The organism is Asaia siamensis (assembly GCF_014635085.1).
Lineage (GTDB): Bacteria > Pseudomonadota > Alphaproteobacteria > Acetobacterales > Acetobacteraceae > Asaia > Asaia siamensis.
In genome coordinates, this window is sequence record NZ_BMCH01000003.1 from 53,249 (window position 1) to 78,043 (window position 24,795).

Here is a 24,795-nt window from a genome sequence, read left to right on the forward strand (position 1 = left end):
ACGGCGCTGTCAGATGCTACGCCTCAGCCTCGCTTGCGCATTGTCGTGCAGATCGCCTCACGCAATTCCTGCGGGGTGAAAGGCTTGCCGAGCACGAAGGCCTGCGCAGGCAGATTCTGCGGATCGGCATAGCCACTGACATAAAGCACCGGCAGGTCAGGATAACGCGCCGCCACGATCAGCCCGCATTCCCGCCCACCCATGCCGGGCATGAGAAGATCGAGCACGACCAGATCGACTGGGTCACCCTTTTCGAGATAGCTGATCACGTCGGCGCCATCGGGCACGCTGACAACATGATGACCATCCTGTGTCAGGAACTGCGCGGTGACGAGTCGGACACCGGGCTCATCATCCGCCAACAGAATACGCAAGGGCCTGGAGGGCTGCGTCTCTGCCCTGTCGGGAACGGCCCCATCCTCTCTTTCGGGCGCACAGACGGGCAGTGTCACGATCATGCTCGTGCCACGATCGGGAACGCTTTCCACACGGATGTCGCCGCCACTGCGCTGCAGGAACCCATAGATGGTCGAGAGACCAAGACCCGTTCCGCTTCCAAGCCCCTTGGTGGTGAAGAAAGGCTCGAAGATACGACGCACGACTTCCGGCGGCATCCCGCAGCCCTGATCTTCCACCGTAAGGATGACGCATGGAGCCCCTGCCGCATTGGTCTCGCTGGCAAGGCGGATACTGATCGTCCCTCCCTTGGGCATCGCATCGCGCGCATTGATACACAGGTTGAGCAACGCCATTTCCAGCTGCCCCGAATCGCTGAGCACGGGCGCAACTGGCAGATCACGCGGTACGGCATCGAGGTCCAGCGTGCACCGCCCCGTCTCGCCACGCAGGTCGCTGGGGCGGCTGAGGCTCTGCACGATCAGGTCGCGCATGCTCCAGATCAGCTCGACCAGATCCACAGGCTTGAGCGCCACCGGCTTGGGACGACCGAACTCCAGCAGGCGTCGAGTCAGCACGGTGCCCCGACGCGCCGAGTCGAGTGCATTATCGAAAAGTTTGGTCACCATCGGGTCGCTGGCAGGCGTCATATCCTGCAGCAATTCAAGCGATCCCAGCATGGCGGTCAGCAGATTGTTGAAATCATGCGCGATACCGCCAGCCAGAGTGCCAAGCGCATGCATCTTGTCATCCTGACGCAGGCGCTCTTCCATGGCCAGACGCTCGGTCACGTCCCTGTCCAGGCTGAGCTGCCATCGTTGCGCCGAAGGATAGGGCACGCCTGAGGCATTGCGTGGCCAGGGTAGCGTCTGACGGGATATCTCGTGCCAGCGCACGCCTGCCGGTGTCGTCTCGGGTACGAGACGCATCACCTCGTCACGCTCCTTTGCCTCCTCGCGCATGGCCGATATCTCGGGGCGAAGCGCTTCATCGAAAAGCGTATCCTCCTCGATATCGCCCCGTGCGTTGACGGGGGCATCGACGTCGAAATTATGGCGCAGCACCGTGCCATCGGCTTCCGAAAACACGACATTCATAGGCACGGATTCCATCGCGCCATGCAGCAGCACGCGCTCGGTCATCAGCGCTCGCTCAAGCCTGTGATGAGCGGCCACCTCACGCACCATTGCGCGTAGCGAGTCGGACTCCCACGGCTTATGGGCGTAAAACTGGATGCGTCCCTGATTGAGGGCGGCAACGACCGCCGCCAGATCGGCGTAGCCGGTCAGAAGAATCCCGCGTGCGTCCGAAAATTCGCGCGCCTTGCTGAGCAGCACATCGCCCGTCATGTTCGGCATGCGCTGATCGGAGACGATCACGGCAATATCGGGCGATTTCTGCAGAAAACTCAACGCTTCGACAGGATCCGTGCTCGACAGGATATCGAATTCGTCTTCCAGCAGGTCCGTCAGCGCCACGAGGATTTCCGCCTCGTCATCAACGATAAGAATACGGCTGCGCCCGTACGGGACAGACATCTCTGTGCGTTTCATGCGCTGCGTCCTATCGTAACCGGGCCGGTAGGGGTCAATCGCACAGGAACGGAAAGTGTGAAACACGCCCCTACTCCATGACCGCCATCGAGATTGGCATCTTCAATATCAATCGAGCCTCCATGAGCCTCGATAACGCCATAGGCAATTGCCAATCCGAGACCCGTCCCCATTCCTACCGGCTTGGTAGTAAAGAAAGGCTCAAAGACCCTGGCGCGCAAATCAGCCGGCACACCAGGGCCGTCATCCGCCACGCTGATCACGTAATTCGCGCCCTGTTCATTCTGCCTGAGCTCCGTCTCAATCACGATCTTGCCGCTCGGCGCCCCGGGCTCGAGCCCTTCGACTTCGGCGCGTGACCGGATGGCATCGGCTGCATTACTCACGATATTCATAACGACCTGATGCAGCAGGGCTGGCTGACAGACCAGCATACGCGGCGCGGTCAAATGCCGCTCGACCGTAATTTCGCGTCCAAATTTATGGGCGAGTAGCGCCAGCGCCGTGTCGATTGCCTCGACCACATCCGTATCCTGAAACGCGCTCTCGTCGAGGCGGGAAAAGCGGCGCAGGCTAAGGACAAGATTCTGGATGCGCTGCAGGCCAAGACGCATCGCCCCGATACGATTGGCGCATTTTTCAAGCAAGGTGAGCTGGGACGGCTGAAGCGGTCCTTCCGTGTCGATCAGCTTGCGAAGGGCACGCGCTATCGTCTCCTCATGCGCCAGCGTGAACGCGAGCGGGTTGTTGATCTCATGCGCGATACCGGCCACCAGTTCACCGAGCGACGCCATCTTGGCAGTCTGAACGAGCTTCGCCTGCGTTTCAATCAACCGTGCATTGGCATCGGCGAGCTCCGCATTGGCATGAGCCAGTGCCTCCGCCATGGCCGCTTTCGCCGCAATGGCCCGTGCCTCGCTCTGGGCGGTCTGCAACGCGACCTCGCGCACCTGACGCTTGATTTCCTGCTGCCTGATCTCGTCCTGGGCAAGCTTCCGACGCACCAGCACCCTGATACGCAAGGCGAGCACATCCGGCGCGATATCACTGGGCACAAGATCATCGAGCCCGGCATCGAACAGATCCGCCGCAGAATGACGCCGGAACCGATCCGCATCGACAATGCCAAGAATGCGAAAAGACGTTCCGCCGGCCTCAAGCACATCCTGACGACGCGCATCGAGACGCCGACAGAAATTGACCCCATCGAGCAGGCGCGAGGTGAGATCGAGCACGAGGCAATCGGGCCCCTCTTCTCCCCCAAGCCATGCCCCGTTGATCAGCTCGCTAGACGCTGTAACCGTGGTAACTGTATGTCCATCACGCCAGAGCAATTCACCAAGGGAAGCCCCTGCGGCATCGCGCGCCCAATTGGCGTTCTCGCTGGTTTCTTCCTCGCAATCGTCGCTTCGTGGACTGGTGACGATGACGATGCGCGCGCGCCTGAAACGCCCGGCCTCTTCCGCCTGCAGAAAATCGGATCCCTCGCGCAGCAGAGCCCTGATGCGCAATACCAGCAAATCGGGATGGGCGGATTTCGAGATATAAGCATCCGCCCCGCTTTCGAGCCCCTCGCGCTCAAGACCCGGGGCCTCGTCTTCGGTGAGCATCAGGATCGGGATCGAACGTGTCTGGGCGTTCATGCGGAACTGCCGCGCCATCTGCCCGCCATTCATGCCCGGCAGATGATAATCGGAAACGACCAGATCAGGCAGACCGCTATCGAGGCAGGAGAGCGCTTCTTCACCACTAGCCACGCGCCGGACGGCAAAACCTGCGTTGTCGAGCAACGAGATCAGAGCCTGTGCCTGGCTGTCGGATTCCTCGACAATAAGAATCAGGGGAAGTTGCGTGTCTGAAAGGGTCATACAGTATCGGGGTCCATCATATCATGCACGCCACAAGGAACGACTGTGACCGTGCAAGGTCTGGAATGGGTGATTGTCAGGATCGGCTTTTGCCAATCATTGCATTTCGGCGCGCCGACAGCTACCTCAACGACAGACAATGTAGCCAGCTTCGACTGGACGCCATATTTTCCCGTGCCCGTTACGACAAGCTGAAAGCGCCCCATGGAAGCTCCGTCCCGCCCTTCCCTGTCACGTCTGGCCCAGGCAAGCGAAGATCGTGAGACCCGCCGGTCCACGGGACTCGGCTTTATCCGCACGACATTCTGGGCAATCTGCCATTTTGTCTTCTACTTCGCCCAGCAGGTGGCTGAGGTTCTGGCACCGCTCTGCCTTGTGCTCGGCATTGGCTGGATGGCCCTCCCCCGTGCGCTCGCGGCCATCACCACGGGTAGCGCCTCAACCGATCCGCAGGCACAGGATGTCATGAATCATGTGGTCGGCAGCATTCCTGACCATCTGACAATCGGCAGCCATGTCATGACACCGGGTGGTCTGATTTTTGATGGTTTCCTGCTGATGGCCATCGCCGCAGTCGGCGCGACGATTTCCGCCGTCGCTGCCCGGAATATGTGATTTTCCACACGAGACGTTCATGATCCAGGGCCGTTCATGATCCGGTTTCGCAATGTGAGCTATCGGCATGAAAGAGGCCGCCGGGCCCAGGGGCGCCCGGTCCTGGAGGGGATAACCCTCGATATCCCCCAGGGCAGTTTCCATTGGCTGACCGGCCCATCCGGCGCCGGCAAGTCGAGCCTCCTGAGACTGATGCATCTGGAATCCCTGCCCTGTGAGGGGCACGCCGAGATACTGGGTGTCGATGTCAAAAGCGCCAAACGGCGACAACGCGCCCAGCTACGGCAGAAGATCGGCTTTATCCCGCAGGATCTCCGCCTTCTTTCAGAGCTGGATGTCTTCGACAATATTGCGCTTCCCCTGCGACTGGCAGGCGCCAGATTTGAGGCGATCGAAAGCGAGATCGTCTCCATTCTCGACTGGCTTGGCCTGGGTGGCAAGAAAAGCAGCCTGCCTGACCAGCTCTCCGGCGGCGAGCGTCAACGTGTGGCCATTGCGCGTGCGCTTGTCATGCGGCCCTCTCTCCTTCTTGCCGACGAGCCCACAAACGCCCTTGCCGAAGAGCAGAGCTGGCAGCTTGTCGACGCTCTGCAGGCCCTGAGCCGGTCAGGCACAACCGTCATTGTCGCGACCCATAATGAAGCCCTGCTTCGTGCCGTGAACCACCCCTGCATCGCGCTGAAAAATGGCCGTCTTGCAGGAGTGGCGGCGCGATGAGGCGCGTCCTCCCCGATGGCCTGCATCTCGGCAGGCGCGACCATGGGCTGATTCCGGTCATTGCGGCCGTTGCCGCCATTGCTGCCCTCGCGCTCGGTGGATGGAATGCCGCCCGCAGCCTCTCGCGAGAATGGGAAAATGGCGCAGCGCATCATGTCACGATCGAAATACCTGACTTTACGGGCGATGCCGGAGAAACGGCGAAAAAGCTGAGCGCCGTTTTACAGAGCGATCCGGGCATTGCGCTCGTCGAAACCCTGCCGGAAGCGCAGATTCGCGCCATTTTGCGCCCATGGCTTGGAGCAATGCAGGGTGAGCTGTCGGATCTGCCAGTCGTTTTGGCTGTCACGCGCAAGGACGGAGCGCCGGCCACCGACCTGCCTGCCATACTCGACACGGTCGCCCCTTCTGCCATTCTTGAGGAAAATGCCAAATGGGGCGAGAGGCTAACCCTTCTGGGCCATAGCCTTCAGGCCTGTGCCTGGCTGGCGGTGCTCCTTGCCGGCTTCGCCACAGCGGGGGTAACCACACTCTCGGTGCGCATGACACTGATCGCCAGACGCCGGACGATCGAGATCCTTCACGGCTTTGGTGCCCGTGACGGCCTGATTGCGCGGCGCATCGCCTGGCGCAGCGCGGGGCTTGGCCTTGCTGGCGGCGTGCTCGGCACGGTCCTGGGCGGTGCGACACTCGCGGTTCTGCACCGGCTCATACTGCCCTTCATGGATCAGCACAGCATCGGGCTATCACTATGGCCTCAAGGCCTTTCTGAGTGGCTCTCCGTGTGGACCAACCTGCCGCAACCGCTGTTCCAGTCTCTGGCCTGCGTACCGATTCTGGTCGCTCTACTGAGCTTCACCGTCGCTCATTCGACGGTTCGGCTGTGGTTGCGGAGGCTGCCGTGAAGTTCTGGCTGGCGTTGCCGTTTCTGGTTCTCGTGCTTGCGCTCTCCTGGTGTGCGGGATTCGCCTGGTTCTGTGCTGACGCGCTTCACCCGTTATCCGAGCCGGTTCATTGCGACGGCATCGTCGCCCTGACAGGCGGGCGCGACCGGATAGAGGCGTCGCTTACACTGCTCGACAAGGGCATTGGCAGAAAGCTGCTCATTTCCGGTGTTGGCCCCCATGCCACGCTCGCTCAACTGGCCGAGCATGCCCCCATCACCCTCACCTCCGAGCTGGCCTCGCGAATCACACTGGGGCGCAGAGCGGTTTCGACAATCGGCAATGGCTCGGAAACGGCAGAATGGGCTGCCAGGAATGGTATCCATTCGCTGCTCGTGGTCACGGCGGGCTATCATATCCGGCGCGCCATGCTCGAACTGCATCGCGCTGCACCCGGTGTGGTGCTGCATCCTTTTCCGGTGCGCTCGCCCGCCCTCAGGCGTAGCCCCGACAGAGCGACTTTCAGGCTTCTGTTTCATGAATACATGAAATGGATCGGCTCCCATCTCGGCCTCTCACGCGGGATCAACCTGACACCGCCAGCGTAAGGCGACCAGTGACACCCGAGGCGTGACCGTAAGGATTGCCTCTTTTTCGGCACGAGCGTCCCCGCACATAATTCCATCAGGGCGCCTGTTGCTCTAGAGCTTCTCGGATCGAACGGAATCGACCGACCGGATCGGGACGCCCATCCAGACCATGTGCGCCTGCCCCGCAAGCCAGCGCAGATGAGAAGGGCGCTGGTGACGATCGGATACAGAGCCGGCACTGGGAGAGGTCATGAACCGGATACGCGCCCTTTTCTTCATCATCTATTTCGTGATCCTGACCCTGGTGATGGGGCTGGGCGCGCTGCCGATACGCGCCCTCCGCCGTCAGGAGGCCGCGCTGCGCTATGCGCAGCTCTGGTCATCGCTCACACTCAAGGGGCTTAAATTCTTCTGTGGTGTCAGCGTACGCATCACAGGAGCAGAGAACCTGCCAGACGGCGCCTGCCTGATCGCATCCCAGCACCAGGCCTATTTTGACGGCTTCATCTGGATGGTTCTGGTTAGGCGCCCAGCCTATGTCATCAAGCAGGAACTCACCAGAATTCCCTTCATCGGTCCGATGCTGCTGCTCTCGGGCATGGTGCCTGTCGAGCGCGCAGCAGGTGCCAAGGCCCTGCGCGCCCTCATGAAGGCAACCCAGGCGCATTTCGACGAAGGGCGGCAGATCGTGATCTTTCCGGAAGGCACACGCACCCGCCCCGGCGAACGTGCTGCATTGCAGCCCGGGATCGTGGCGCTGGCCAAACAGGCCGCTGCTCCGGTGATCCCGGTAGCCACCAATTCCGGATTGCACTGGCCGCGCCGAGGCTGGGTCATGACCCCCGGCGAGATCGTCATCGCCATCGGCAAGCCTCTTCCCGCCAATGCCGGACGACTCTCGCTGATCGACTCGATCTACAAATCCTGGGACGCCCTGTGTGTGGAAAACGGATTGCCACGCCCTGTGGATAACTCTGTGGACTCGCCTCGCTGAGCAGAGACTAACCTGTTAGGAAGCGGGGTATGGATTGGGGAGAAAACGCCGCCTGCTCCATAAGTGCCTGATCTGGCGGGCCGGAAAGCGAGTCAAGGGACAATCGCCTTAAATGCTGGGTTTTGTCCCGATATTGTCCCGGCAGAGACGGGCGGAGGCGGCATCTAACACAGGCATTTGCGCTTTCATAGCCCCCAGTCGAAGAGTCTTTTCCTTTCTGTCACATCCTCTGTCTCACCTCTGGGGATAAATTGTGCTCTTTCTCGAAAGATGTGTGAAATCGGCCTGTGGAGATCCCGAGTTGCGCAGTAATCGCGGGGGTTTACTCGAGTGAGAAAACCCCTCTTCTTCGCCGCATTTTCTGTTGCGATCTTGCTGCTCGCCGCGATCGGTGCAGACACTTGGCGTCTTGTCAGGCTCGACCGCCAGCTCGCTGCCCTGCCCTCTGAGCTCGACTCCAGAGGGTGGCACCTCACCTGGCAGGAAAAGCGTGTCCTCTGGCGCCCCTGGGGCTCGCAGATCGTTTTCACGCGACCGATCCTTGCAGGGCCGCAAAGCCGCCTCTGGGCAGGCGTGCAGCTCAGCATCGCAACCAGCCCGGTTCATCCCTTCTCGCTTTCCTTCACCGCGGAAGGAACGCAGATCGTCAGGTTGAGTGAAACCCTCTCGCTGACGACCGGGGCATTGCATGGTCGTTTCATCCCCTCGACGCGCATCGCAACCCTGGCTTCGGAAACCGTCACGGTTACCGGGGTGCCCATTGAGGGGATCGAAGCGCTCTCGCTCCAGACCCTGACGGCGCGGCTGATCCCCGGCACGCAGAGCGGGCCGGGCAGTTCTGCCTGGGCTGTCGACCTGCGCGCGCAAACAGTGCTGCCCCAGTTTGCCCCTGACGTCGCGGCTCCCGACCAGACCCTGCCCGGTCACGCTCTGCCCGACGCGGCTGTGATCGCGTCACCGGGGCGTCTGAAGGCGCTTCTTGCGCTGCTGCCGCCCCCTCGCGACCTGCATCTCATCGTGACCGCGCTGAACGGCGATGATCCCGAGTCAGGGGCGCAATTGACCCATGATATGGGAAATGGACGCTATTTAATTCAGGCGGCGTCTTTCAGCCTCGGTCCACTGACGTGCATCGCCAGAGGGACACTCTCCCATGAGGGCGAAGGGACGCTTTGGGCCCAACTGACAGGCTTGCAGGGCTTTGTTCGTTACGGGATCGCCCACGCCCCGGAATCGCTCCGTATCGACCCGGAATATGCAAGGCTATTCAAGGCGCTCGATGAACAAACGGCAAGGATACCGGACCAGCTCGATCTGCCTTTTCCGGTGAGCCGCCATGACATTTCATTGCAAAATCACATCTTCGCGATATTAACAGGGCATTCTCGATGAACCGGAGGGGAAGCTGACGCCTTATGGCGGATGCTGTTTCCAATTCCCCTTCACGACTGGCCTTGATGGCCGCGGATCACTGCAATGCCCGATTTGAGTGCCCTCTTCCTTGCACGATTGCAATTCGCGTTTACCGTCGGATTTCATATCGTCTTTCCCGCTTTTTCCATCGGTCTGGCCGCGTTTCTGGCTGTGCTAGAAGGCCTGTGGCTCAAGACGGACAAGCCCGTCTATCTCGACCTTTTCAAATACTGGCTGCGCGTCTTTTCGGTCGTTTTCGCCATGGGCGTCGTCTCGGGGCTGGTCATGTCCTACGAGTTCGGCACCAACTGGTCGCAATTCTCCCAGAAAGCGGGGCCAATCCTCGGCCCGATGCTTGCCTATGAGGTCATGACGGCTTTCTTCCTTGAAGCAGGCTTTCTTGGCGTGATGATGTTCGGCCTCAACCGCGTGGGCAAGCATCTGCATTTTGCTGCCACCTGCATGGTCTCGATCGGCACGCTGATCTCTATGAGCTGGATTCTGGCCTCGAATTCCTGGATGCAGACGCCGCAGGGCTACAAGATCGATGCTGCAACCGGTCGCTTCCTGCCGGCTGACTGGTTTGCCATCGTCTTCAACCCGTCCTTCCCGTTCCGCCTCGTGCACATGGCTCTGGCCGCATTCCTTTGCGTGGCCTTCATCGTTGGCGGCGTTGGTGCGTGGCATCTGCTCAAGGCCAAGCGCCAGAACCGCGCGCCGACCGATGCGGTCAAGGTCATGTTCTCGATGGCCATGTGGATGGCCGCCATCGTGGCCCCGCTCCAGATTCTGGCTGGTGACGCCCATGGCCTGAACACGCTGAAATACCAGCCAGCCAAGATCGCGGCGATGGAAGGTGACTGGGAGTCCGAGAGCCGGGCCCCGGAGCTGCTTTTCGGCGTGCCGGACATGGAACACGAGGTCACACGCTACAAGATCGGCATTCCGCTCGTCGGCTCGCTGATTTTGACGCACAGCCTCGATGGCAAGGTGCCGGGCCTGAAGGACTTCCCCAAGGACCAGCGCGCGCCGATGTACGTCGTGTTCTACACCTTCCGCGTGATGGTGGCCCTTGGCAGCCTCATGGCGCTGCTCGGCTTCTTTTCGCTGTTTCTGCGCTGGAAAGGCGGGTTCTACACCAACCCGATCCTGCTGCGCGGTGCGCTGCTCATGACGCCGGCCGGGTTCATTGCGCTGCTGTGCGGCTGGGTGACCACGGAAGTCGGCCGTCAGCCTTTCACAATCTATGGCCTGCTCCGCACTGTCGACAGTGTTTCCCCCGTGACGCTGCCGAATATGGAAATATCGATGGTCGCCTTCGTGATCGTCTATTTCATCGTGTTTACCGCCGGTATCGGCATTCTGCTGCGCGACTTCGCCAAGGAGCCCAGCTCGGACGAGCACGAACCCCCGCGTGATCAGCCGCACCGTGCTGCAGGCATCACCCAAATTTCTCATCACCCGGCGGAGTAAGCGTCTCGATGAACACCCTCGCCTATTGGTTGCCCATTATCTGGGCAACCCTCGCCGCCCTCGCCATCTTCATCTATGTCTGCCTCGACGGGTTCGACCTGGGTATCGGCATCCTGTTTCTTGGTGAACATCGCAAGGATCACCGCGATGTCATGGTCAACACCATCGCCCCTGTCTGGGACGGTAACGAGACCTGGATGATCTTCGGGGGCGCCACGCTCTATGGTGTCTTCCCGGTTGCCTATGGCACCATTCTGCCGGCGCTCTATCTTCCGATCCTGTTCATGCTGCTCGCGCTCATCCTGCGTGGCGTGGCTTTCGAATTTCGCGTCAAGGCGAGCGGTGTTTTCGGCACGACCTTCTGGGACCGCTCCTTCTGCCTCGGCTCGCTTGTGGCCTCGATCATGCAGGGCGTCATCCTGGGTGAGCTGATCCTTGGCGTGAAGGTCGAGAACAACGTGTTTGTCGGCAGCGCCTGGGACTGGGTCGCTCCCTTCCCGCTCTTCTGCGGTTTCGCGGTTGCCGTTGGCTATACGCTGCTTGGTGCCACGTGGCTGGTCTGGCGTACCGAGACCGATCTGAAGGCTGTCATGCAGCGGCTCTCGGCCCCGCTCGGCATCGCCATGCTCGTCCTGATCGCCATTGTCTCGGTCTGGACGCCTTATCTGCATGCCAATTACATGCATCGCTGGACCGATTTCCCCGAGATCATCTGGGTGGCGCCGGTGCCTGTCGCCGTGATTGTTCTGGCGGCGCTCTTCTTCCTGTCACTGCGCAAGGCAACCACCCGCCTGACGCCGTTCCTCTGTGCGCTTGGCTGGTTCTTCCTGTGCTTCTCGGGGCTCGGGATCAATGTCTGGCCCTATATCGTGCCGCCGACAGTCACGATCTGGTCTGCCTCGTCGCCGCCTGAGAGCCAGCTCTTCCTGCTTGCCGGGGCCTCGATCCTGCTGCCGATCATTCTCGCCTACACGATCTATTCCTACTGGGTTTTCCGCGGCACCGTGACCGCTGACCATCACTACCACTAAGGGAGCCTGATCATGCCTGCCACTACAGCGTCTTCTTCGTTCCTGGCCCGTCTCGGGTGGTTTGTCGGGCTCTGGGCAGGCGGGGTCGCGACCCTCGCCGTGGTCGCGACCGCAATCAGGATCGTTATTTTTCACCAATGGTGAAAGGGCGGACGTCCACGGCGTCCATCCCGGCAGCACGCGCTGCCTCAAGCCCCTCATCGGTGTCTTCAAAGACGAGACATCTTTGCGGGGCAACCCCAAGCTTTTCAGCTGCAAGCAGATAGAGATCAGGCGCCGGTTTGGGGCGGCTGACATCTTCTACTGTTACGACATGCTCGAAGAGTTCGAGCAGATCGAGCGTTCTGAGCGTTGCCGTCACCACGCTCTTCTGCCCGGCCGAGGCCACGGCCATCGGGACATGCCCGAACTGGCTTCTGGCGATATCTGCCGCAAATCCGTGTTCGCGCAACGTATCGAGATGATTTTCGTAGAGCGCACGTGAGCGCGTGAGCAGGGCATCGCGGTCGAGTGTGACGCCATGGGCCTGCTCATAAGCTGCAAACAGCTTGCCGCTCGAAAGCCCCGTGCGCGCATGGTACCATGCTTCATCGAGCGTATGGCCGTGCTCTCCGAGCGCCTCCTTGAAGGTAAGGTAATGCACGGGCAGGGTGTCGGCGATGGTGCCGTCGCAATCGAAGATGATCGCGTCGAAATCATGATCGGCCAGCGTAAAATCGGGCATGGGAGTCCCTCCTTTCCTCAGAAATGATCCTTGGCCGCACGCAGGGCCGCGAAGGTTTCGACATCTGGTGCCATCAGAAACGGATTGGTCTGCCGCTCGACGCCAAGCGTGACCGGCAGGGTGGGCAGACCCTGCGCGCGCAACGCCTGAACCTCTCCTGCACGCTGCTGCAGCGCCTTGTTGTCCGGCATGCGTGACAGGGCGAACGCCGCATTGGCAGCCGTGTATTCATGCCCGCAGCAGACCAGCGTTTCATCGGGCAGCGCGTCGAAACGGTGCAGACTTGCAAACATTTCTTCCGCCGTGCCTTCGAGAAGACGCCCGCAGCCGAGACTGAACAGCGTGTCGCCGCAGAACAAGGCCGGGACCGAGCGAAAATAGAAGGCGATATGGCCGCGCGCGTGGCCGGGAGTTGCGATCACATCACCCAGATCATGACCGATCGCGATGCGGTCCTCATCATGCAGCAGCAGATCGAGTGATGGCAGGCGGGCAGAATCGGACTCGGCACCGGCGATACGCGCGCCATATTTCTGGCGCAAGGCCTCGGCACCGCCGATATGATCGGCGTGGTGATGGGTCAGCAGAATGAGATCGAGACGTCCATCGCCGATCACGGCGCTGACCGCATCGGCATCACCCGGATCGACAATGGCCACGACACCTGTCGCAGGGTCGGTCAGAAGCCATGCATAATTATCCCGTGCATAGGGAATTGCCCTGACAGCAAGACTCATGGCGGTGTCCTCCTCTTTTCACAGACCTGTCTGTTGCCCAACATGGTTCTGATCATTCTAACTCTTGAGATGTTACGCTCGTTCATTTCCGAACGCATCAGCCTGACTGCCTATCGGTCGATCACGGTTGCGACGGCTGGAGCATTCTTTCTTGCTCTGGCCCCTGCCTGCCGTTCGGGGTAGCGTGACGCCATGCAGACGCGTCCTTCCCTGCCCGTGCCGTCAGACGCCGCCGGGTTTTATGCCAGCAGACGGGGTGAGCAGGTGACGTCTCTGCTGATGTCGCGGCTTCTGCCCCTTCTGCCGGACCCGAAGGGCTTTCGGGTTCTGGGGCTTGGCTATGCAGCGCCTGTGCTCTCGCAATGGCGCGCCCTCAGCCAGGCGCAGTGGGTGGCCTCGGCGCGGCTCGACACTCCCCTGACCAGACGGCAGGGTATCCCGTCTGTGGCAGGGCATGACTGGCCGGGCTGTGTTGTTGCTGCCGATGCGCTCCCTTTCGATGATCTGAGCATTGATCTCGTGGTTCTGATGCATGGCCTGGAACTGGTGGACCCGCACCCGCTGCTTCGCATGGTGTGGAAGCTCCTTTCCGATCACGGGCGGCTCGTTCTGGTGGTGCCCAACCGGACCGGGCTGGCCGCCAAGGACGATACGCTTCCTTTCGGGCATGGAAGCCCCTTCTCGACGGGGCAGCTCGACCGCGTGCTGCAACGCGCCCTGTTTCGTGCCGAAGCCTGCTCGACAGCGCTGAGTGCGCCGCCGGGGCTGCTCTCGCTTGGCGAGCAGGCCGGTTTCATGGGGGACAGGCTTTTCAGCCTTCTGGGGCGCCGCCTCGGCGGGGTGCATCTGGTGACGGCCTGCAAGGATCTCTATTCCGGCATGCCTGTGGAAGCCGAGCGCGCCTCGCTGAATTTTGCGCGCCGCGTCACGACGCTCGCAGGTTCGGCAAAAACCTGACCCGACCTGCCAGAAGCACCGAATTTCCGGCCTTCTGTCCCAAAAGCTTGACCGCAAACCACGGTGTCGTAAGACTGCGCTCATGTCCCTGATTCAATCGATCAAATCCGTTCTGGCTCCGCCGCATCGCGCAGCCATCCCGTTTCTCGCGCTGACAGGCGGCCTGACCGTTCTGGGCCGTGCGACGCCCTGGCGGGCCACACGCCTGATCGGCAATGTGGCGCTGGGCGGGTTTGCTTTCTGCCTGTATTTCTTCCGCGATCCTAAGCGTTTCCCACCGGCGCGGACCGATCTGGCTCTGGCACCGGCTGATGGCCGCGTGGTTTCGGTCGAGCTGGCAACGCCCCCGGCAGCGCTTGGCATGGGCAGCGACCCGGTCTGGCGTGTGGCCACGTTCCTCTCGGTGCTGAACGTCCATATCAATCGTATGCCTGCCGCGGGCACGGTAACGAAGATTGCCTATCATGCCGGTCAGTTTCTCAATGCCAGCCTGGACAAGGCTTCGGACCTGAACGAGCGCAATGAAGTGCGCCTGACGCTCGAAGACGGACGCCACATGGCGATCGTGCAGATTGCCGGCCTGATTGCACGCCGCATCGTCTGCTATGTCGAAGAAGGCAGCACAGTGGAACCCGGCGACCGCTTCGGCCTGATCCGCTTCGGATCGCGCACCGATCTGTATCTGCCGCCCGGCGTGACGCCTCTGGTGAGCACCGGGCAGATCATGGTCGGCGGCGAAACCGTCATAGCCCATCTCTGATCCGCGGTCGCCCGTGTCGGAAGCGCCCCTTACGCCCGCGCCGGATCTTCCGGTGTCCAGATCTGACAACCCGGAAAGCGGCGCCACGCGACCGGGGCGCAAGCGCCGTCGCCTGAGGCGCATCCGCCCCCGGCGTGTGCGTGTGCGTGGGCCCTCCTTCAACCGGCTGATTCCGAATCTGCTGACCATGCTCGGGCTTTGCGCCGGGCTAAGCAGCCTGCGCTACGGGCTGGAGCAGCAATTCTCCTATGCCGCTGTGGCGCTGGTGATTGCAGCGTGCATCGACGGGCTGGATGGCCGCATTGCCCGGTTGCTGCATGGCACATCGCGTTTTGGCGCCGAATTCGACTCGCTGTCGGATTTCGTCTGCTTTGGCGTGGCACCGCCCTTCCTGCTCTATCTCTGGACGCTGCATGGCGACGGTGGCCGCTATGGCTATGTGCCCTGCATTCTCTTCACCGTCTGCATGGCGCTGCGTCTGGCTCGATTCAATGCCAGCCTCGATGACGAGGAAAAGCCGGAATATTCCTATAATTTCTTCACGGGCGTCCCTGCCCCGGCAGGTGCGGGTATTGTGCTTTTTCCGATCTTTCTTGGCCTTGAAGCCGAAAAGATGCATTGGCCCCTGCTCGATTCCATTGCCCGCTCTCCCATACTGGCGGCCGGAGCGCTGATTTTGACGGCGGCTCTTCTTGTCTCGACCCTGCCCGTCTGGTCGTTCAAGAACTTCAAGATCGCATCGCGCTATGTGCTGCCGCTGATGCTCGGCACGCTGCTTTATGCCGCCATTCTTCTGGCCGATCCCTGGCTGGCCCTTGCAGCTGCCGGGCTGATCTATCTGCTGATCCTCCCCTTCAGCCGGCGCAGCTTTCATCGTCTGAAAGCCCAGGCAGAGGCCCTTTCGGAAGACGTGCCCGAAGCCTGATGCCTGGTGCCTGGTGCCTGGTGCCTGGCGCCCGATGTGGCCGCGCATGCCAGGGATTTGTCACCCTGCATGCGCTCCTTCCTGGCGGCACCGGAGCATTGCCGGGATGCCATCAGGCTTCCAACACAGGCGATACATCTGCGGATGAGCAGAACCACACCCGCAGCTGTCGCACTCAGAAGGCCAGTTCGACCTGACCACCGAACTGACGCGGTTCGTTGAAATAGCTCTGCAGACCGGTCGTGACGCCCAGAGACTTGAAATAGGCGTGCTGCTCGGCAAACAGATTGCGTGACCACAGCGAGAAGGTCGCCTTGGTGCCGGTATTACCCAGCTGAACATTCGAGATAGCGATACGTCCATTGACGATCAGGCCGCTATCACCCTTTGGCTGATAGACGTTCTTCGCGTTGCTAACACCCAGATAAACCGGATCGGTCGTATTGGCATAATAGCCGCTGTCGATATTGCCATCGAGATGGGCAAGAAGCGTGAAGCCATGAAACGGCCGCGTGTAATCGACCTGGAAACTGCCCGAATGGGCGGGCGTGTAGTTCTGGTAGATCGGCACGAGCATGGTGCTGATGACGCCGAGCGAGTTCTGGTAAGGGTTCGCGGTCGGCGGGATATGCACATAGTTATAGGCATAGGAAAAGCCGACTGTCAGATAGCGCATGGGCGAGACATTCAGCTCGGCTTCGACACCGCTCAGATCGCCATGACCGGGGGCGTTGATGGTCGATGTCGTGGTGCGCGTCGTGAGCTGGTTGCCGATCTGATAGGGCTTGCTGAAATCGACCTGGATGTCCTTGTAGTCACCCCAGTATCCCGCGACATTGAAGCGAACGCGCTGGTCGAGAAACTCGGTCTTGGAGCCGAATTCGAACATCGAGACCGATTCAGGCCCGAAAGCCTCGTAATCCTGAGCGCGTGAATTGGCGCCGCCGGGCTTGTAGCCTGTGCTCCATTTTCCATAAAGCAGCACGCGCTTTGTCAGATCGCCGCTGACTTCGAGCAGTGGATCAACACGTGACCACGCCGCATCGAAATCGATCGGACCCGAGACACCCGCCGTGTTGATGGGGGCGCTGTTGTTGACCGTGGTGAGCGTGCCATGCTTGCCGTCATGCGACCAGCGAAGCCCTGCCGTCAGATGCAGCTTGTCGTAGAGAATGGGCGGCGTATAGACCGCATTGCCATAGACACCCCAGCTTTTGGACGTGACGTGGCTGGCGCGGTCGATGGGCTGAAGAGCCCAGTCATCATAGGCTGGACCGGTGAGCAGCTTGTATTCGCTGCCGGAAGCATTGGTGAACTGATTGGTGTAAAATGCCTGCGCGTTATCGGCGGCATGCTCGCGGAAATAGATAAGGCCGCCCTGATATTTCAGCCGTTTGGTATGGCCGAAAGCCTGAATTTCCTGACTGATCTGGTTTTGCCAGAAACCGGCAAGCGAGTTGCGGGCAAAGCTTACCCCGGTGAATTTGCCACTCGTGTTGGACATGCTGCCCGCAGCCATACCGTTATCGAACTGGCTCTGGCTCAGCTCGCGATAGGCCGTGATGGATCTGAAGGAGAGATATTGCGGGATGGCCTTGTAGTCGAGCGTCATGCGGTGGCCGTTGGTCTTGCCGATGCTCGGCTCCTCCGGAACGCCTACAAAGGCGTGCTTGGCGCGGGTCGTCTGCAGCTGGGCAATCTGCGCCAGCTTGTTGGTGCCCGGTTTCAGCAGCTGCATCCACAGGGTGGTCGTGCTGTCATAGGAATTGTCATAGGCATAATCGGCGGTGAAATTATCGACCGGGTGATACATCGCTTCGACATGGAAGCCATGCTTGTCATACTGGTTGAACCCGCCCGTGTCGGGCAAGGGGTTCGTTACCAGCGGCGCACGATGGGCCGTGACGGCGTCGATCTTGATGGCGAGATCGTGGAATGCCGGAAGGTCGAGATGCAGCTCGCCCTTGTTGCTATTGTAATTGCCGAACCCGCCGAGAAGACGCATGCCGAACTTGCCGGTCGGCCTGCGCGTGATGATGTTGAGCGCGCCGGCTTCGGTATTACGCCCGAAGAGCGTGCCTTGCGGTCCCTTGAGCACTTCCATGCTTTCGACGTCGAAAAGCGCTGTGCCGAGTGCTTGCGGGCGGGCCACATAGACGCCATCGATATAGACACCCACCCCCTGATCGCGCGCAGGCTGGTTGCTGTCACCCAACACACCCACGCCACGGATATTGACGACCAGCGCCGAGTTGCGGCCCGAGAACTGCGCGATACGCAGCGACGGGATGGAACCATCGCCCAGATCGGTCAGTGAGACGACATGACGATTGGCGAGCTGTTTTGCCGAGAAGACCGTGACCGAGCTTGGGTCTTTCTGGAAGTTTCTGGCGTGTTTTTGCGCCGTCACGTCGATGCTCTCGGGGTCACTCTTGAGCATGACGGTTTTCTTGGAGGCCGACTTTTTGACCTGACCGGAAGAGCCTGTCTTCGCTGCGGGTGTCGCCGCGCCCTGTCTGGCAGCGGCGTGGGCCCGGTCATGTGCCTGTGACTTCTTGTCGCTTTTGGTCGCGGAATAGGCAGAGCCGGTGCAGCAAAGAAACGTAAACACCAGGCACAGTCTTTTACCCTTCAACACAAACATTTCTCCCGCCCCTGCCCGACTGTATTCTGCCCAGTCGAGGCTTCCGGCTTTCTTCGATCCGCACGAAAACCGGGGCATCGCTCATGGTGACGCACATCCGGCGCGCATGACTTAATGCGGTTTGAGAATAGTTTTATGTCGAAACAAGTATGTAGTATGAAATATATGTTGTAATGACTTATATATTTAACAATAGTTTTTCTTGTTTTTCATAGTTTCGTTTCTGAATGAAATTTAGCGCAACAAGAGTTTTTATATGAATTTTTTATTTACTCTCCCTGAAAACAACCTATTGCGAATTAAGAAACGTAGTGCGGTGTCGACAGGCTTCTGGCCTACCACGTCAGCAGGCAGGGACAGGGCAGCGCGCGCTTTTCATTGAAACGGTCGGGCCTCAGCTGTCGAATGCAGGTTCGCGCTCATGCACATGCAGACGTCGATAATCGATCAGGTAGTTTCCCTGACTGTCCTGCGAAACCATATCGACAAAACGCCTGCCCGCCAGAATACGGGCTGGCTCATAGGCATGTTGCGACAGTACCGCCTGACCCGTGGCCTCGTCGGTGCCGCGCACAGTGACCAGGATCTGGGCATAGGTCGCATCGAGCTGCTCACGGTTGAGCAGCGCGAGGGGGCTGTTGCTGTCGATGGGATGCGCCAGTGTCTCGATGAACCGCAATTCCGGCATGCGCGACTGCAGCAGCTTCAGCGGCGTGAAGATGCGTGTCGGATAACCGCCCTCGCCAATCACGAATTGCGAGAGGGAGAGTTCGGCATCGACCGCCAGAACAGCGCTCTTTCGCGCATTGGCTATTCTGAGACACAGGACAGGCGGGGCCGCACGCTTGCTGATGACCGCTGCCTTGCTGAACACGATCTGCGCACGCGGGCGCGAAAACCGGGCGAAGACCACGCCCGTCGAAAGCGCATTGATCATCATACCCAGCAGGGCCTCAATCGAGACAAGGGCATTGGCCATATGGCCCGTTGGGGCCATGACGCCATAGCCGACGGTCGAGAGCGTCTGCACGCTGAAGAAGAACAGCGACAGCAGATCGAGATCCGCAGCATTGTTGATGCGCGCATTGCACAGCCGATACAGCAGCGCGAAAGCCAGATTGATGACAAAATAGGCAACAGTCGACCACCCCATGAAGCGGGGCCACGAGGTGGTCAGGGCATGATGATAGAGATCGGTCCAGAAATTGCTTCCAATCCCCACGCGCGTCACAGAGGCGCGCGCGCGATCCTGCAATCCATCAGCTGAGTCGGTCAGGAGCCCAAGGGCTTCCGGGGGTGGCACCTTGCCCTGCTCCGCCTTCTCAGCCGGATCATCAGTCATGACAGCGCCCCCCGATTTCTCAGGTCAGGGCTGCTTCCTGCAGACGCCGGATGACGCGCTCGCGACCCATCAGAGGCAGAAGGGCGTGAAGTTCGGGCCCCGCATCCTCTCCTGTCAGGGCAAGACGCAGCGGGTGGAACAAGGCCTTGCCCTTGCGGCCCGAAGCCTCCTTGAGGGCATTGGTCCAGAGCTTCCAGCTCTCCGAGTCCAGAGGGGCTGCGGGCAGGGTCTGCTCTGCCTGAGCAAGGAAGGCAGCCTCATCGCTCAGAGCGGGGGGCGCGATTTCGCCCTGCACCACATCCCACCAGAAAGCGATCTCGCCGGTGAGATCGACATTGCCACGAATGGCGTTCCAGAAGGCCTCATCGGCGCCCTGCGGCAGACGCACTTTTACATCCTCGAAGGACAGGCTGTGCAACAGGCGGCGATTGAGGCCGAGCAGATGCTGCATATCGAAGCGCGCTGCCGATTTCGAGACGTGAGACAGATCGTAGCTTGCGATCGACTGCTCAAGCGTCATCGGCACCGGGTCGTCAGAGCTGCCGATTTTTGACAGATAGGAAACGACCGATTGTGGCTCCATGCCGTCATGACGCAGGGCGCGCAGCGAAAGGGCGTCAAAGCGTTTGGACAGCTTGCCACCGCCCTCATCGAGAAGCAGGGGCAGATGGGCAAAGGTAAAGCGGTTCGGTCTGCCACCCAGCGCCTCGATGATATCGAGCTGGACACCGGTATTGGTGATGTGATCCTCACCACGGATGATGTGGGTCACGCCCAGCTCCATGTCGTCGACGACCGAGGCAAGCGTGTAAAGCACCGTGCCGTCCGCGCGCACCAGAACGGGATCGGATATGGCGGTGAGCTTGACCGACAGATCGCCCATCACGAGATCGCGCCAGCTTTTGTGGCCGTCGGAAAGGCGGAAGCGCCAATAGGGCGTCTTGCCATTGGCTTCTGCCCGCTCGCGCTGCTCAGGCGTCAGGCGCAGCATTGCACGGTCATAAATGGGGGGTTTGCGCGCCTTGAGACGGGCCTCGCGCTTGGCCGCGAGTTCGAGCTCGCTCTCAAAGCACGGATAGAGACGCCCTGACGCCTTCAGAGCCTCGATGGCAAGCGCATAGCGGTCGAGGCGCTGTGACTGATGGGCAATTTCATCCCAGCCCAGACCGAGCCATTCCAGATCGGTCTTGATGCCCTGCTCGTATTCCGCCTTTGAGCGTTCGACATCCGTGTCGTCGATACGCAGCAGGAATTTGCCGCCATGGTTGCGGGCATACAGGGCGTTGGCAATGGCCAGTCGGGCATTGCCAACATGAAGATAGCCGGTCGGGCTGGGGGCGAAGCGCAGTTTCATGCTGCTTCTATGCCAAGCGCTTCGGCAATTTGCCAGAGCCTCTGCACCCCCGGATGTTCAGAAAACCGGGGGTTCTCAGAAAATCCGCGAGAACCCGGCCCGCTGCAACTCTGCCAGGGCGCCCAGCGCGCTTGGCGTCACGATGGCGCGCGGGTCGAGCGCATTCGTCAGTTCTGCGGCGAGTTGCTCCTGACTCAACCCTGCAGGCCCGGCGCCGAGGGCGATCAGCCTGCCTGCATGCGCCCAGATGGCGTTATGACAGGCCAGGAAGACAACGCCACGCGCCTGGAGCGCGGGAATGCTGCGCCCTGCAGCGCCATAGGCACCCTGCTCATCCTGATGATGGCGCGATGTGCCTGCCGGTGTCTGATGCAGTGGAGACGCGGTCTGGCCCGGGGCAACCAGCTTGGCCAGATCAAAATGGGACCAGGCAGCCTCGTTATAGAGCGCGAGCTGCGCTTCGCCCCACAAGGCCATCACCAGCAAGGCATCAGGGTGAACAAACGAGAAAATCTCGCTGTTGAGCAGGTTCTGCGCCTCGCTCGGCCAGTTACCTGCCAGCGACGTGCCCGTGCCGAGCATTTTCTGCTGGCCGCGATAGGCGAGCAGCGCATCGAAGGCCACATCGTCCCATAGATCGGGGTGATCAAGCAGGCGCGGCACGGTGGTGAACTGGCGGCGCCGCGGCAGGGATGCAAGCAGTCGGCTCAGATCCGAGAGGCCGTTCTGCGGTGCGGGGGTGGGTGGCAGCACGGTTGCGGCAAGACCTGACACAGGCGCAGCCATGCCGAGTGACGCTGCGGCGAGAAGGAGTTTACGGCGGTCGAGAGCCATCAGAGTTCGACCTGCTCGTCGTCTTCCACGAGGCGGCGCGGGTCGAGGGTGCGCCAGTCGCGTTCCATGGGAGAGGCGGGCGTTGCCGCAAAATCCTCAAGCTCTGAAGCCGATTTCCAGCCATCATCGCCTGCTTCGACAACGATCGCGTCTTCACCGAACGAGAACCAGGATTCGAGAACTTCGCGCCCTACAGCGCCGCCGACACGGCAGCGCTCGATGCTGTCACGCACATAGGCGCGCGCATAGGCATTGGCATGGGCGAGATCCTGGAAGTCCTTGACCTCCTCTACGATTCCTTCTTCCGCACCGCCCGAATTATCGAGAATGCGGACAAACCAGCCGCGATCGGGCTCTGCTTCAGAACTGCTCACGCTTCATTCTCCTTTGTTCTGGACGGGATTCTCTGCAGGAGGAACTCACGCCCGACCTTCACCCGCTTTTCGCCGTCATAGGCAACGATATCGGCTGTGGCATAGGTTTCGTTCCATTTGACCGGAATGAAAGATCCTGTCCCGACCACATCAAGCGGAGCATGAGAGTCGCGCATGGTCATGCATTTCTCAAGGCCGAAACCGGACGAGACGATGATCTTCACTTCCGTGAAACCGGCGGCGTTGAGCGATTCGCGCATCCACCAGATAGCCGCTGCCGACACCCCTGTGCCGACGAGGTCTTTCAGCTCGTGATCGGAGCGATAGCGCCTGATCGTGCCCGGCGTATGACGCTCGAGCACGCCGTAGGAAGATTGCGGGTCGAGCCCTTCGATGAAGCGCCCGCCATGGGTGTCGAGACGCACGCTGATGCGCCCTTCCGCTGCCAGTTCGGGGAAGCGACGGCAGACGGCCAGGGCATCGGTGATTTCCTGCCCAAAATAATCGACGAGCACCACCAGAGGATCATTGGGATAGACCTCATGATACATCTCGGCAGCACGCAGGGTCGAACCGGCATAGCCGATCAGGGCATGAGGCATGGTGCCCAGCCCGTGCTCGCAACCGAAGAAACCGGCAGTCACGTCATTGGCGCAGCCGATAAAGCCTTTGGCCCCCTCGCGTCGTGCGGCACGCGAACCTACGGAGGCCGCGTAGCCCATGATTTCCTGCATTTCGAAACCGGCACAATGCCGTGCTTCCATGGCAAGGAACGCCGCATCAGGCAGCGCGAGCGCCATCTGATAGGCATTATGGGCTGCGACGCAGGCAGAGCCGAGCTTCTGAAGCAGCAATGTCTCAAGCGGGGCCATTCGGGTGAAGGGGCCGGTCAGATAGACCAGTGGCTCCCCTGCCCCGACCCAGCTGCCTTCCGGTGTCACGATCTCGATTGCGACCGAAAAACCCTGCTCGCGCGCAACGTTTTCGAGCCATTCGATCATCAGACCATGGGCAGCGATAACCGGCCGACGGATGAAGATCGCATAAGTGACTTCGCACTCGCCGAAATGCGAGACGATGGCCTGGGTGCGGTTGAAATACGCATCGGTGCGCGCCGCGATCTCGCCTCTGGTCAGAGCGAGTTTCGGGCCGACCGCCGCCTTGATGGCCGTATTTTCTTCATCGGGCCGGTTCGGGCTCATTTTTGCAGCACTCCATGATCACGGAAATGCCCTGTCAGCTCTTCAGCGAGCAGAAAGGCCATTTCGAGTGACTGCTCGGCATTCAAGCGCGGATCGCAGAAGGTTTCATAGCGCCCGGCCAGATCGGCTTCGGTGAGGCACTGGGCGCCGCCGACGCATTCCGTCACGTCTTGGCCTGTCATCTCGATATGAATGCCACCCGGTCGCAGACCGGCCTGCTGGAACACCGAGAAGAAGCCCTTCACCTCGCCCAGAATGGAGTCGAAAGACCGCGTCTTGACCTTGTCTGCCGTGGTGATGGTGTTGCCATGCATCGGGTCGCAGAGCCAGGTGACCGTGCGGCCGCTGGCCTGAACCTTGTCGAGAAGCGGCGGCAGGAAATCGCCCACCTTGCCCGCACCCATGCGCGAGATGAGGGTGATACGCCCGGCCTCGTCTTTCGGGTTCAGGATATCCAGCAGCTTTTCGAGGTCATCGAGGGTCGTTGTCGGACCCACCTTGATGCCGATCGGGTTGCCGACACCACGCAGGAACTCGACATGAGCGCCATCGGGCTGACGCGTACGGTCGCCGATCCAGAGGAAATGCGCCGAGCAGTCGTACCAGTTCTCGCTCAGGCTATCGATGCGCGTCAGGGCCTGCTCGTAAGGCAGAAGCAGCGCCTCATGCGAGGTATAGAACTCGGTCTCGTTGATCTGCGGTGCGCTCTGGTTGAAGCCGCAGGCCCCCATGAAGGACAGCGTCTCGTCGATACGCTGGGCAAGATCCTGATAGCGCTCGGCCAGAGGCGAACGCTTGACGAAACCCAGATTCCAGCGATGCACTTCGTGCAGATTTGCATAGCCGCCAGAAGCAAAGGCGCGCAGCAGGTTCATGACACCCGCAGACTGGAAATAACCGGTTTCCATACGGCCCGGATCGGGCAGACGGGCGGCTTCGGTGAATTCCGGCCCGTTGATGATATCACCGCGATAGCAGGGCAGCGTCACGCCATCGAGCGTTTCAGTGTCGGAAGAGCGCGGCTTGGCATATTGACCGGCCATGCGCCCGATCTTGATGACCGGCACCTTGGCACCAAAAGTCAGCACGACGGCCATCTGCAGCAGCACACGGAACGTGTCGCGCACGATATCAGCCGTGAACTCATTGAAGCTCTCGGCACATGCCCCGCCCTGCAGAACGAACGCCTCGCCGCGCGCCGCCTTGGCGAGCTGGCTTTTCAGGCGCCGCGTCTCGCCAGCAAACACCAGCGGCGGATAGCGCCGCAGTCGGGCTTCGACAGAGTCGAGCGCGGCTGCATCCAGATAATGCGGTGCCTGGCGAATGGGGTGCGACCGCCAGCTCGACGGCGTCCAGCCGGCGTGCTGGGCGGGTTCGCGGTTCGGGTGCATGAGAGCGTCTTCCTTCG

24 protein-coding genes are annotated in these 24,795 nt (G+C 60.7%); 12 read left to right on the plus strand and 12 right to left on the minus strand.

The features are described from left to right. Positions 1–23 precede the first annotated feature (23 nt). Genes IEV53_RS06085 through IEV53_RS06095 form a run of 3 tightly spaced genes read right to left on the minus strand, consistent with a single transcriptional unit; the run spans position 24 to position 4,023 of the window. Positions 24–1,949, minus strand: a complete 1,926-nt coding sequence (locus tag IEV53_RS06085) for a response regulator (RefSeq protein WP_229719704.1) — start codon at positions 1,947–1,949, stop codon at positions 24–26. Beyond that, positions 1,946–3,817 carry a response regulator gene (locus IEV53_RS06090; RefSeq protein ID WP_188425917.1) on the minus strand — a complete coding sequence of 624 codons (1,872 nt, stop codon included), beginning with the start codon at positions 3,815–3,817 and terminating at the stop codon, positions 1,946–1,948. Before IEV53_RS06090 ends, IEV53_RS06085 begins: the two co-directional genes overlap by 4 nt. Beyond that, positions 3,814–4,023, minus strand: coding sequence for a hypothetical protein (locus tag IEV53_RS06095; RefSeq protein ID WP_188425918.1), 210 nt, complete (start codon positions 4,021–4,023; stop codon positions 3,814–3,816). Before IEV53_RS06095 ends, IEV53_RS06090 begins: the two co-directional genes overlap by 4 nt. On the opposite strand from IEV53_RS06095, the gene IEV53_RS06100 reads away from it, so the two are divergent. The 9 genes from IEV53_RS06100 to IEV53_RS06140 all read left to right on the plus strand — a co-directional run bounded on the left by IEV53_RS06100 (position 4,022) and on the right by IEV53_RS06140 (position 11,678). After that, positions 4,022–4,432 carry a hypothetical protein gene (locus tag IEV53_RS06100; protein ID WP_188425919.1) on the plus strand — a complete coding sequence of 137 codons (411 nt, stop codon included), beginning with the start codon at positions 4,022–4,024 and terminating at the stop codon, positions 4,430–4,432. The two genes, IEV53_RS06095 and IEV53_RS06100, sit on opposite strands and share 2 nt — an antisense overlap. A 36-nt stretch (positions 4,433–4,468) precedes the next feature. After that, a complete protein-coding gene (locus IEV53_RS06105) occupies positions 4,469–5,149 on the plus strand; it encodes a cell division ATP-binding protein FtsE (RefSeq protein WP_188425920.1) in 681 nt (226 codons plus the stop codon). Beyond that, positions 5,146–6,054, plus strand: a complete 909-nt coding sequence (locus IEV53_RS06110) for a cell division protein FtsX (RefSeq protein ID WP_188425921.1) — start codon at positions 5,146–5,148, stop codon at positions 6,052–6,054. The genes IEV53_RS06105 and IEV53_RS06110 overlap by 4 nt, the downstream gene beginning before the upstream one ends. Next, positions 6,051–6,641, plus strand: coding sequence for a YdcF family protein (locus IEV53_RS06115; protein WP_229719706.1), 591 nt, complete (start codon positions 6,051–6,053; stop codon positions 6,639–6,641). Before IEV53_RS06110 ends, IEV53_RS06115 begins: the two co-directional genes overlap by 4 nt. Before the next feature lie 232 nt (positions 6,642–6,873). Further along, the gene (locus tag IEV53_RS06120; RefSeq protein ID WP_188425922.1) at positions 6,874–7,617 is read left to right on the plus strand and encodes a lysophospholipid acyltransferase family protein; all 744 of its coding nucleotides are present in this window, start codon (positions 6,874–6,876) and stop codon (positions 7,615–7,617) included. A gap of 330 nt (positions 7,618–7,947) precedes the next feature. Next, positions 7,948–9,009, plus strand: coding sequence for a hypothetical protein (locus IEV53_RS06125; protein WP_188425923.1), 1,062 nt, complete (start codon positions 7,948–7,950; stop codon positions 9,007–9,009). Between the two features lie 84 nt (positions 9,010–9,093). Continuing rightward, positions 9,094–10,503, plus strand: coding sequence for a cytochrome ubiquinol oxidase subunit I (locus IEV53_RS06130; RefSeq protein ID WP_188425924.1), 1,410 nt, complete (start codon positions 9,094–9,096; stop codon positions 10,501–10,503). 8 nt (positions 10,504–10,511) lie between these two features. Beyond that, the gene (gene cydB, locus IEV53_RS06135) at positions 10,512–11,534 is read left to right on the plus strand and encodes a cytochrome d ubiquinol oxidase subunit II (RefSeq protein WP_188425925.1); all 1,023 of its coding nucleotides are present in this window, start codon (positions 10,512–10,514) and stop codon (positions 11,532–11,534) included. Positions 11,535–11,546: 12 nt separating this feature from the next. Beyond that, complete coding sequence (locus IEV53_RS06140; RefSeq protein WP_188425926.1) at positions 11,547–11,678, plus strand: DUF2474 family protein; 132 nt, start codon at positions 11,547–11,549, stop codon at positions 11,676–11,678. On the opposite strand, the gene IEV53_RS06145 is transcribed toward IEV53_RS06140, so the two are convergent. Next, positions 11,659–12,258 carry an HAD family hydrolase gene (locus IEV53_RS06145; protein WP_188425927.1) on the minus strand — a complete coding sequence of 200 codons (600 nt, stop codon included), beginning with the start codon at positions 12,256–12,258 and terminating at the stop codon, positions 11,659–11,661. The genes IEV53_RS06140 and IEV53_RS06145 overlap by 20 nt on opposite strands. A gap of 17 nt (positions 12,259–12,275) precedes the next feature. Continuing rightward, complete coding sequence (gene gloB / locus IEV53_RS06150; protein ID WP_188425928.1) at positions 12,276–12,995, minus strand: hydroxyacylglutathione hydrolase; 720 nt, start codon at positions 12,993–12,995, stop codon at positions 12,276–12,278. A 192-nt stretch (positions 12,996–13,187) separates the two neighbouring features. On the opposite strand from gloB, the gene IEV53_RS06155 reads away from it, so the two are divergent. The 3 genes from IEV53_RS06155 (at position 13,188) to IEV53_RS06165 (ending at position 15,637) form a co-directional block, all read left to right on the plus strand. Further along, positions 13,188–13,952 (plus strand): methyltransferase domain-containing protein, encoded by a 765-nt coding sequence (locus IEV53_RS06155; RefSeq protein ID WP_188425929.1) that lies wholly within the window; start codon positions 13,188–13,190, stop codon positions 13,950–13,952. 34 nt (positions 13,953–13,986) lie between these two features. Then, positions 13,987–14,712 (plus strand): phosphatidylserine decarboxylase, encoded by a 726-nt coding sequence (locus IEV53_RS06160; protein WP_332362575.1) that lies wholly within the window; start codon positions 13,987–13,989, stop codon positions 14,710–14,712. 142 nt (positions 14,713–14,854) lie between these two features. Further along, positions 14,855–15,637 (plus strand): CDP-alcohol phosphatidyltransferase family protein, encoded by a 783-nt coding sequence (locus tag IEV53_RS06165; protein ID WP_188426271.1) that lies wholly within the window; start codon positions 14,855–14,857, stop codon positions 15,635–15,637. 175 nt (positions 15,638–15,812) lie between these two features. Here IEV53_RS06165 and IEV53_RS06170 read toward each other — a convergent pair whose 3' ends face one another. From IEV53_RS06170 to IEV53_RS06200, 7 genes are all read right to left on the minus strand, one after another. Further along, positions 15,813–18,248 carry a TonB-dependent receptor gene (locus tag IEV53_RS06170; RefSeq protein WP_188425931.1) on the minus strand — a complete coding sequence of 812 codons (2,436 nt, stop codon included), beginning with the start codon at positions 18,246–18,248 and terminating at the stop codon, positions 15,813–15,815. A gap of 427 nt (positions 18,249–18,675) precedes the next feature. Further along, entirely contained in the window at positions 18,676–19,623 is a 948-nt protein-coding gene (locus IEV53_RS06175; protein ID WP_188425932.1) for an ion channel, read from the minus strand. A 19-nt stretch (positions 19,624–19,642) separates the two neighbouring features. After that, positions 19,643–20,977, minus strand: coding sequence for a glutamate--tRNA ligase (gltX, locus tag IEV53_RS06180; protein WP_188425933.1), 1,335 nt, complete (start codon positions 20,975–20,977; stop codon positions 19,643–19,645). 75 nt (positions 20,978–21,052) lie between these two features. Continuing rightward, positions 21,053–21,811 (minus strand): transcriptional initiation protein Tat, encoded by a 759-nt coding sequence (locus IEV53_RS06185; protein WP_188425934.1) that lies wholly within the window; start codon positions 21,809–21,811, stop codon positions 21,053–21,055. Then, positions 21,811–22,185 carry a hypothetical protein gene (locus IEV53_RS06190; protein WP_188425935.1) on the minus strand — a complete coding sequence of 125 codons (375 nt, stop codon included), beginning with the start codon at positions 22,183–22,185 and terminating at the stop codon, positions 21,811–21,813. The genes IEV53_RS06185 and IEV53_RS06190 overlap by 1 nt, the downstream gene beginning before the upstream one ends. After that, positions 22,182–23,387: a nicotinate phosphoribosyltransferase gene (locus tag IEV53_RS06195; protein WP_188425936.1), complete on the minus strand. Its 1,206-nt coding sequence runs from the start codon at positions 23,385–23,387 to the stop codon at positions 22,182–22,184. Before IEV53_RS06195 ends, IEV53_RS06190 begins: the two co-directional genes overlap by 4 nt. Beyond that, positions 23,384–24,778 (minus strand): class II 3-deoxy-7-phosphoheptulonate synthase, encoded by a 1,395-nt coding sequence (locus IEV53_RS06200; protein WP_188425937.1) that lies wholly within the window; start codon positions 24,776–24,778, stop codon positions 23,384–23,386. Before IEV53_RS06200 ends, IEV53_RS06195 begins: the two co-directional genes overlap by 4 nt. Positions 24,779–24,795 lie beyond the last annotated feature (17 nt).

Excerpts from the sequence above, each read along its gene's own strand:
- IEV53_RS06085 (WP_229719704.1), bottom strand. The coding sequence starts at position 1,949 with ATGAAACGCACAGAGATGTCTGTCCCGTACGGGCGCAGCCGTATTCTT.
- IEV53_RS06090 (WP_188425917.1), bottom strand. The coding sequence starts at position 3,817 with ATGACCCTTTCAGACACGCAACTTCCCCTGATTCTTATTGTCGAGGAA.
- IEV53_RS06100 (WP_188425919.1), top strand. The coding sequence starts at position 4,022 with ATGGAAGCTCCGTCCCGCCCTTCCCTGTCACGTCTGGCCCAGGCAAGC.
- IEV53_RS06095 (WP_188425918.1), bottom strand. The coding sequence starts at position 4,023 with ATGGGGCGCTTTCAGCTTGTCGTAACGGGCACGGGAAAATATGGCGTC.
- IEV53_RS06105 (WP_188425920.1), top strand. The coding sequence starts at position 4,469 with ATGATCCGGTTTCGCAATGTGAGCTATCGGCATGAAAGAGGCCGCCGG.
- IEV53_RS06110 (WP_188425921.1), top strand. The coding sequence starts at position 5,146 with ATGAGGCGCGTCCTCCCCGATGGCCTGCATCTCGGCAGGCGCGACCAT.
- IEV53_RS06120 (WP_188425922.1), top strand. The coding sequence starts at position 6,874 with ATGAACCGGATACGCGCCCTTTTCTTCATCATCTATTTCGTGATCCTG.
- IEV53_RS06130 (WP_188425924.1), top strand. The coding sequence starts at position 9,094 with ATGCCCGATTTGAGTGCCCTCTTCCTTGCACGATTGCAATTCGCGTTT.
- cydB (WP_188425925.1), top strand. The coding sequence starts at position 10,512 with ATGAACACCCTCGCCTATTGGTTGCCCATTATCTGGGCAACCCTCGCC.
- IEV53_RS06140 (WP_188425926.1), top strand. The coding sequence starts at position 11,547 with ATGCCTGCCACTACAGCGTCTTCTTCGTTCCTGGCCCGTCTCGGGTGG.
- IEV53_RS06145 (WP_188425927.1), bottom strand. The coding sequence starts at position 12,258 with ATGCCCGATTTTACGCTGGCCGATCATGATTTCGACGCGATCATCTTC.
- gloB (WP_188425928.1), bottom strand. The coding sequence starts at position 12,995 with ATGAGTCTTGCTGTCAGGGCAATTCCCTATGCACGGGATAATTATGCA.
- IEV53_RS06155 (WP_188425929.1), top strand. The coding sequence starts at position 13,188 with ATGCAGACGCGTCCTTCCCTGCCCGTGCCGTCAGACGCCGCCGGGTTT.
- IEV53_RS06175 (WP_188425932.1), bottom strand. The coding sequence starts at position 19,623 with ATGACTGATGATCCGGCTGAGAAGGCGGAGCAGGGCAAGGTGCCACCC.
- gltX (WP_188425933.1), bottom strand. The coding sequence starts at position 20,977 with ATGAAACTGCGCTTCGCCCCCAGCCCGACCGGCTATCTTCATGTTGGC.
- IEV53_RS06185 (WP_188425934.1), bottom strand. The coding sequence starts at position 21,811 with ATGGCTCTCGACCGCCGTAAACTCCTTCTCGCCGCAGCGTCACTCGGC.
- IEV53_RS06195 (WP_188425936.1), bottom strand. The coding sequence starts at position 23,387 with ATGAGCCCGAACCGGCCCGATGAAGAAAATACGGCCATCAAGGCGGCG.
- IEV53_RS06200 (WP_188425937.1), bottom strand. The coding sequence starts at position 24,778 with ATGCACCCGAACCGCGAACCCGCCCAGCACGCCGGCTGGACGCCGTCG.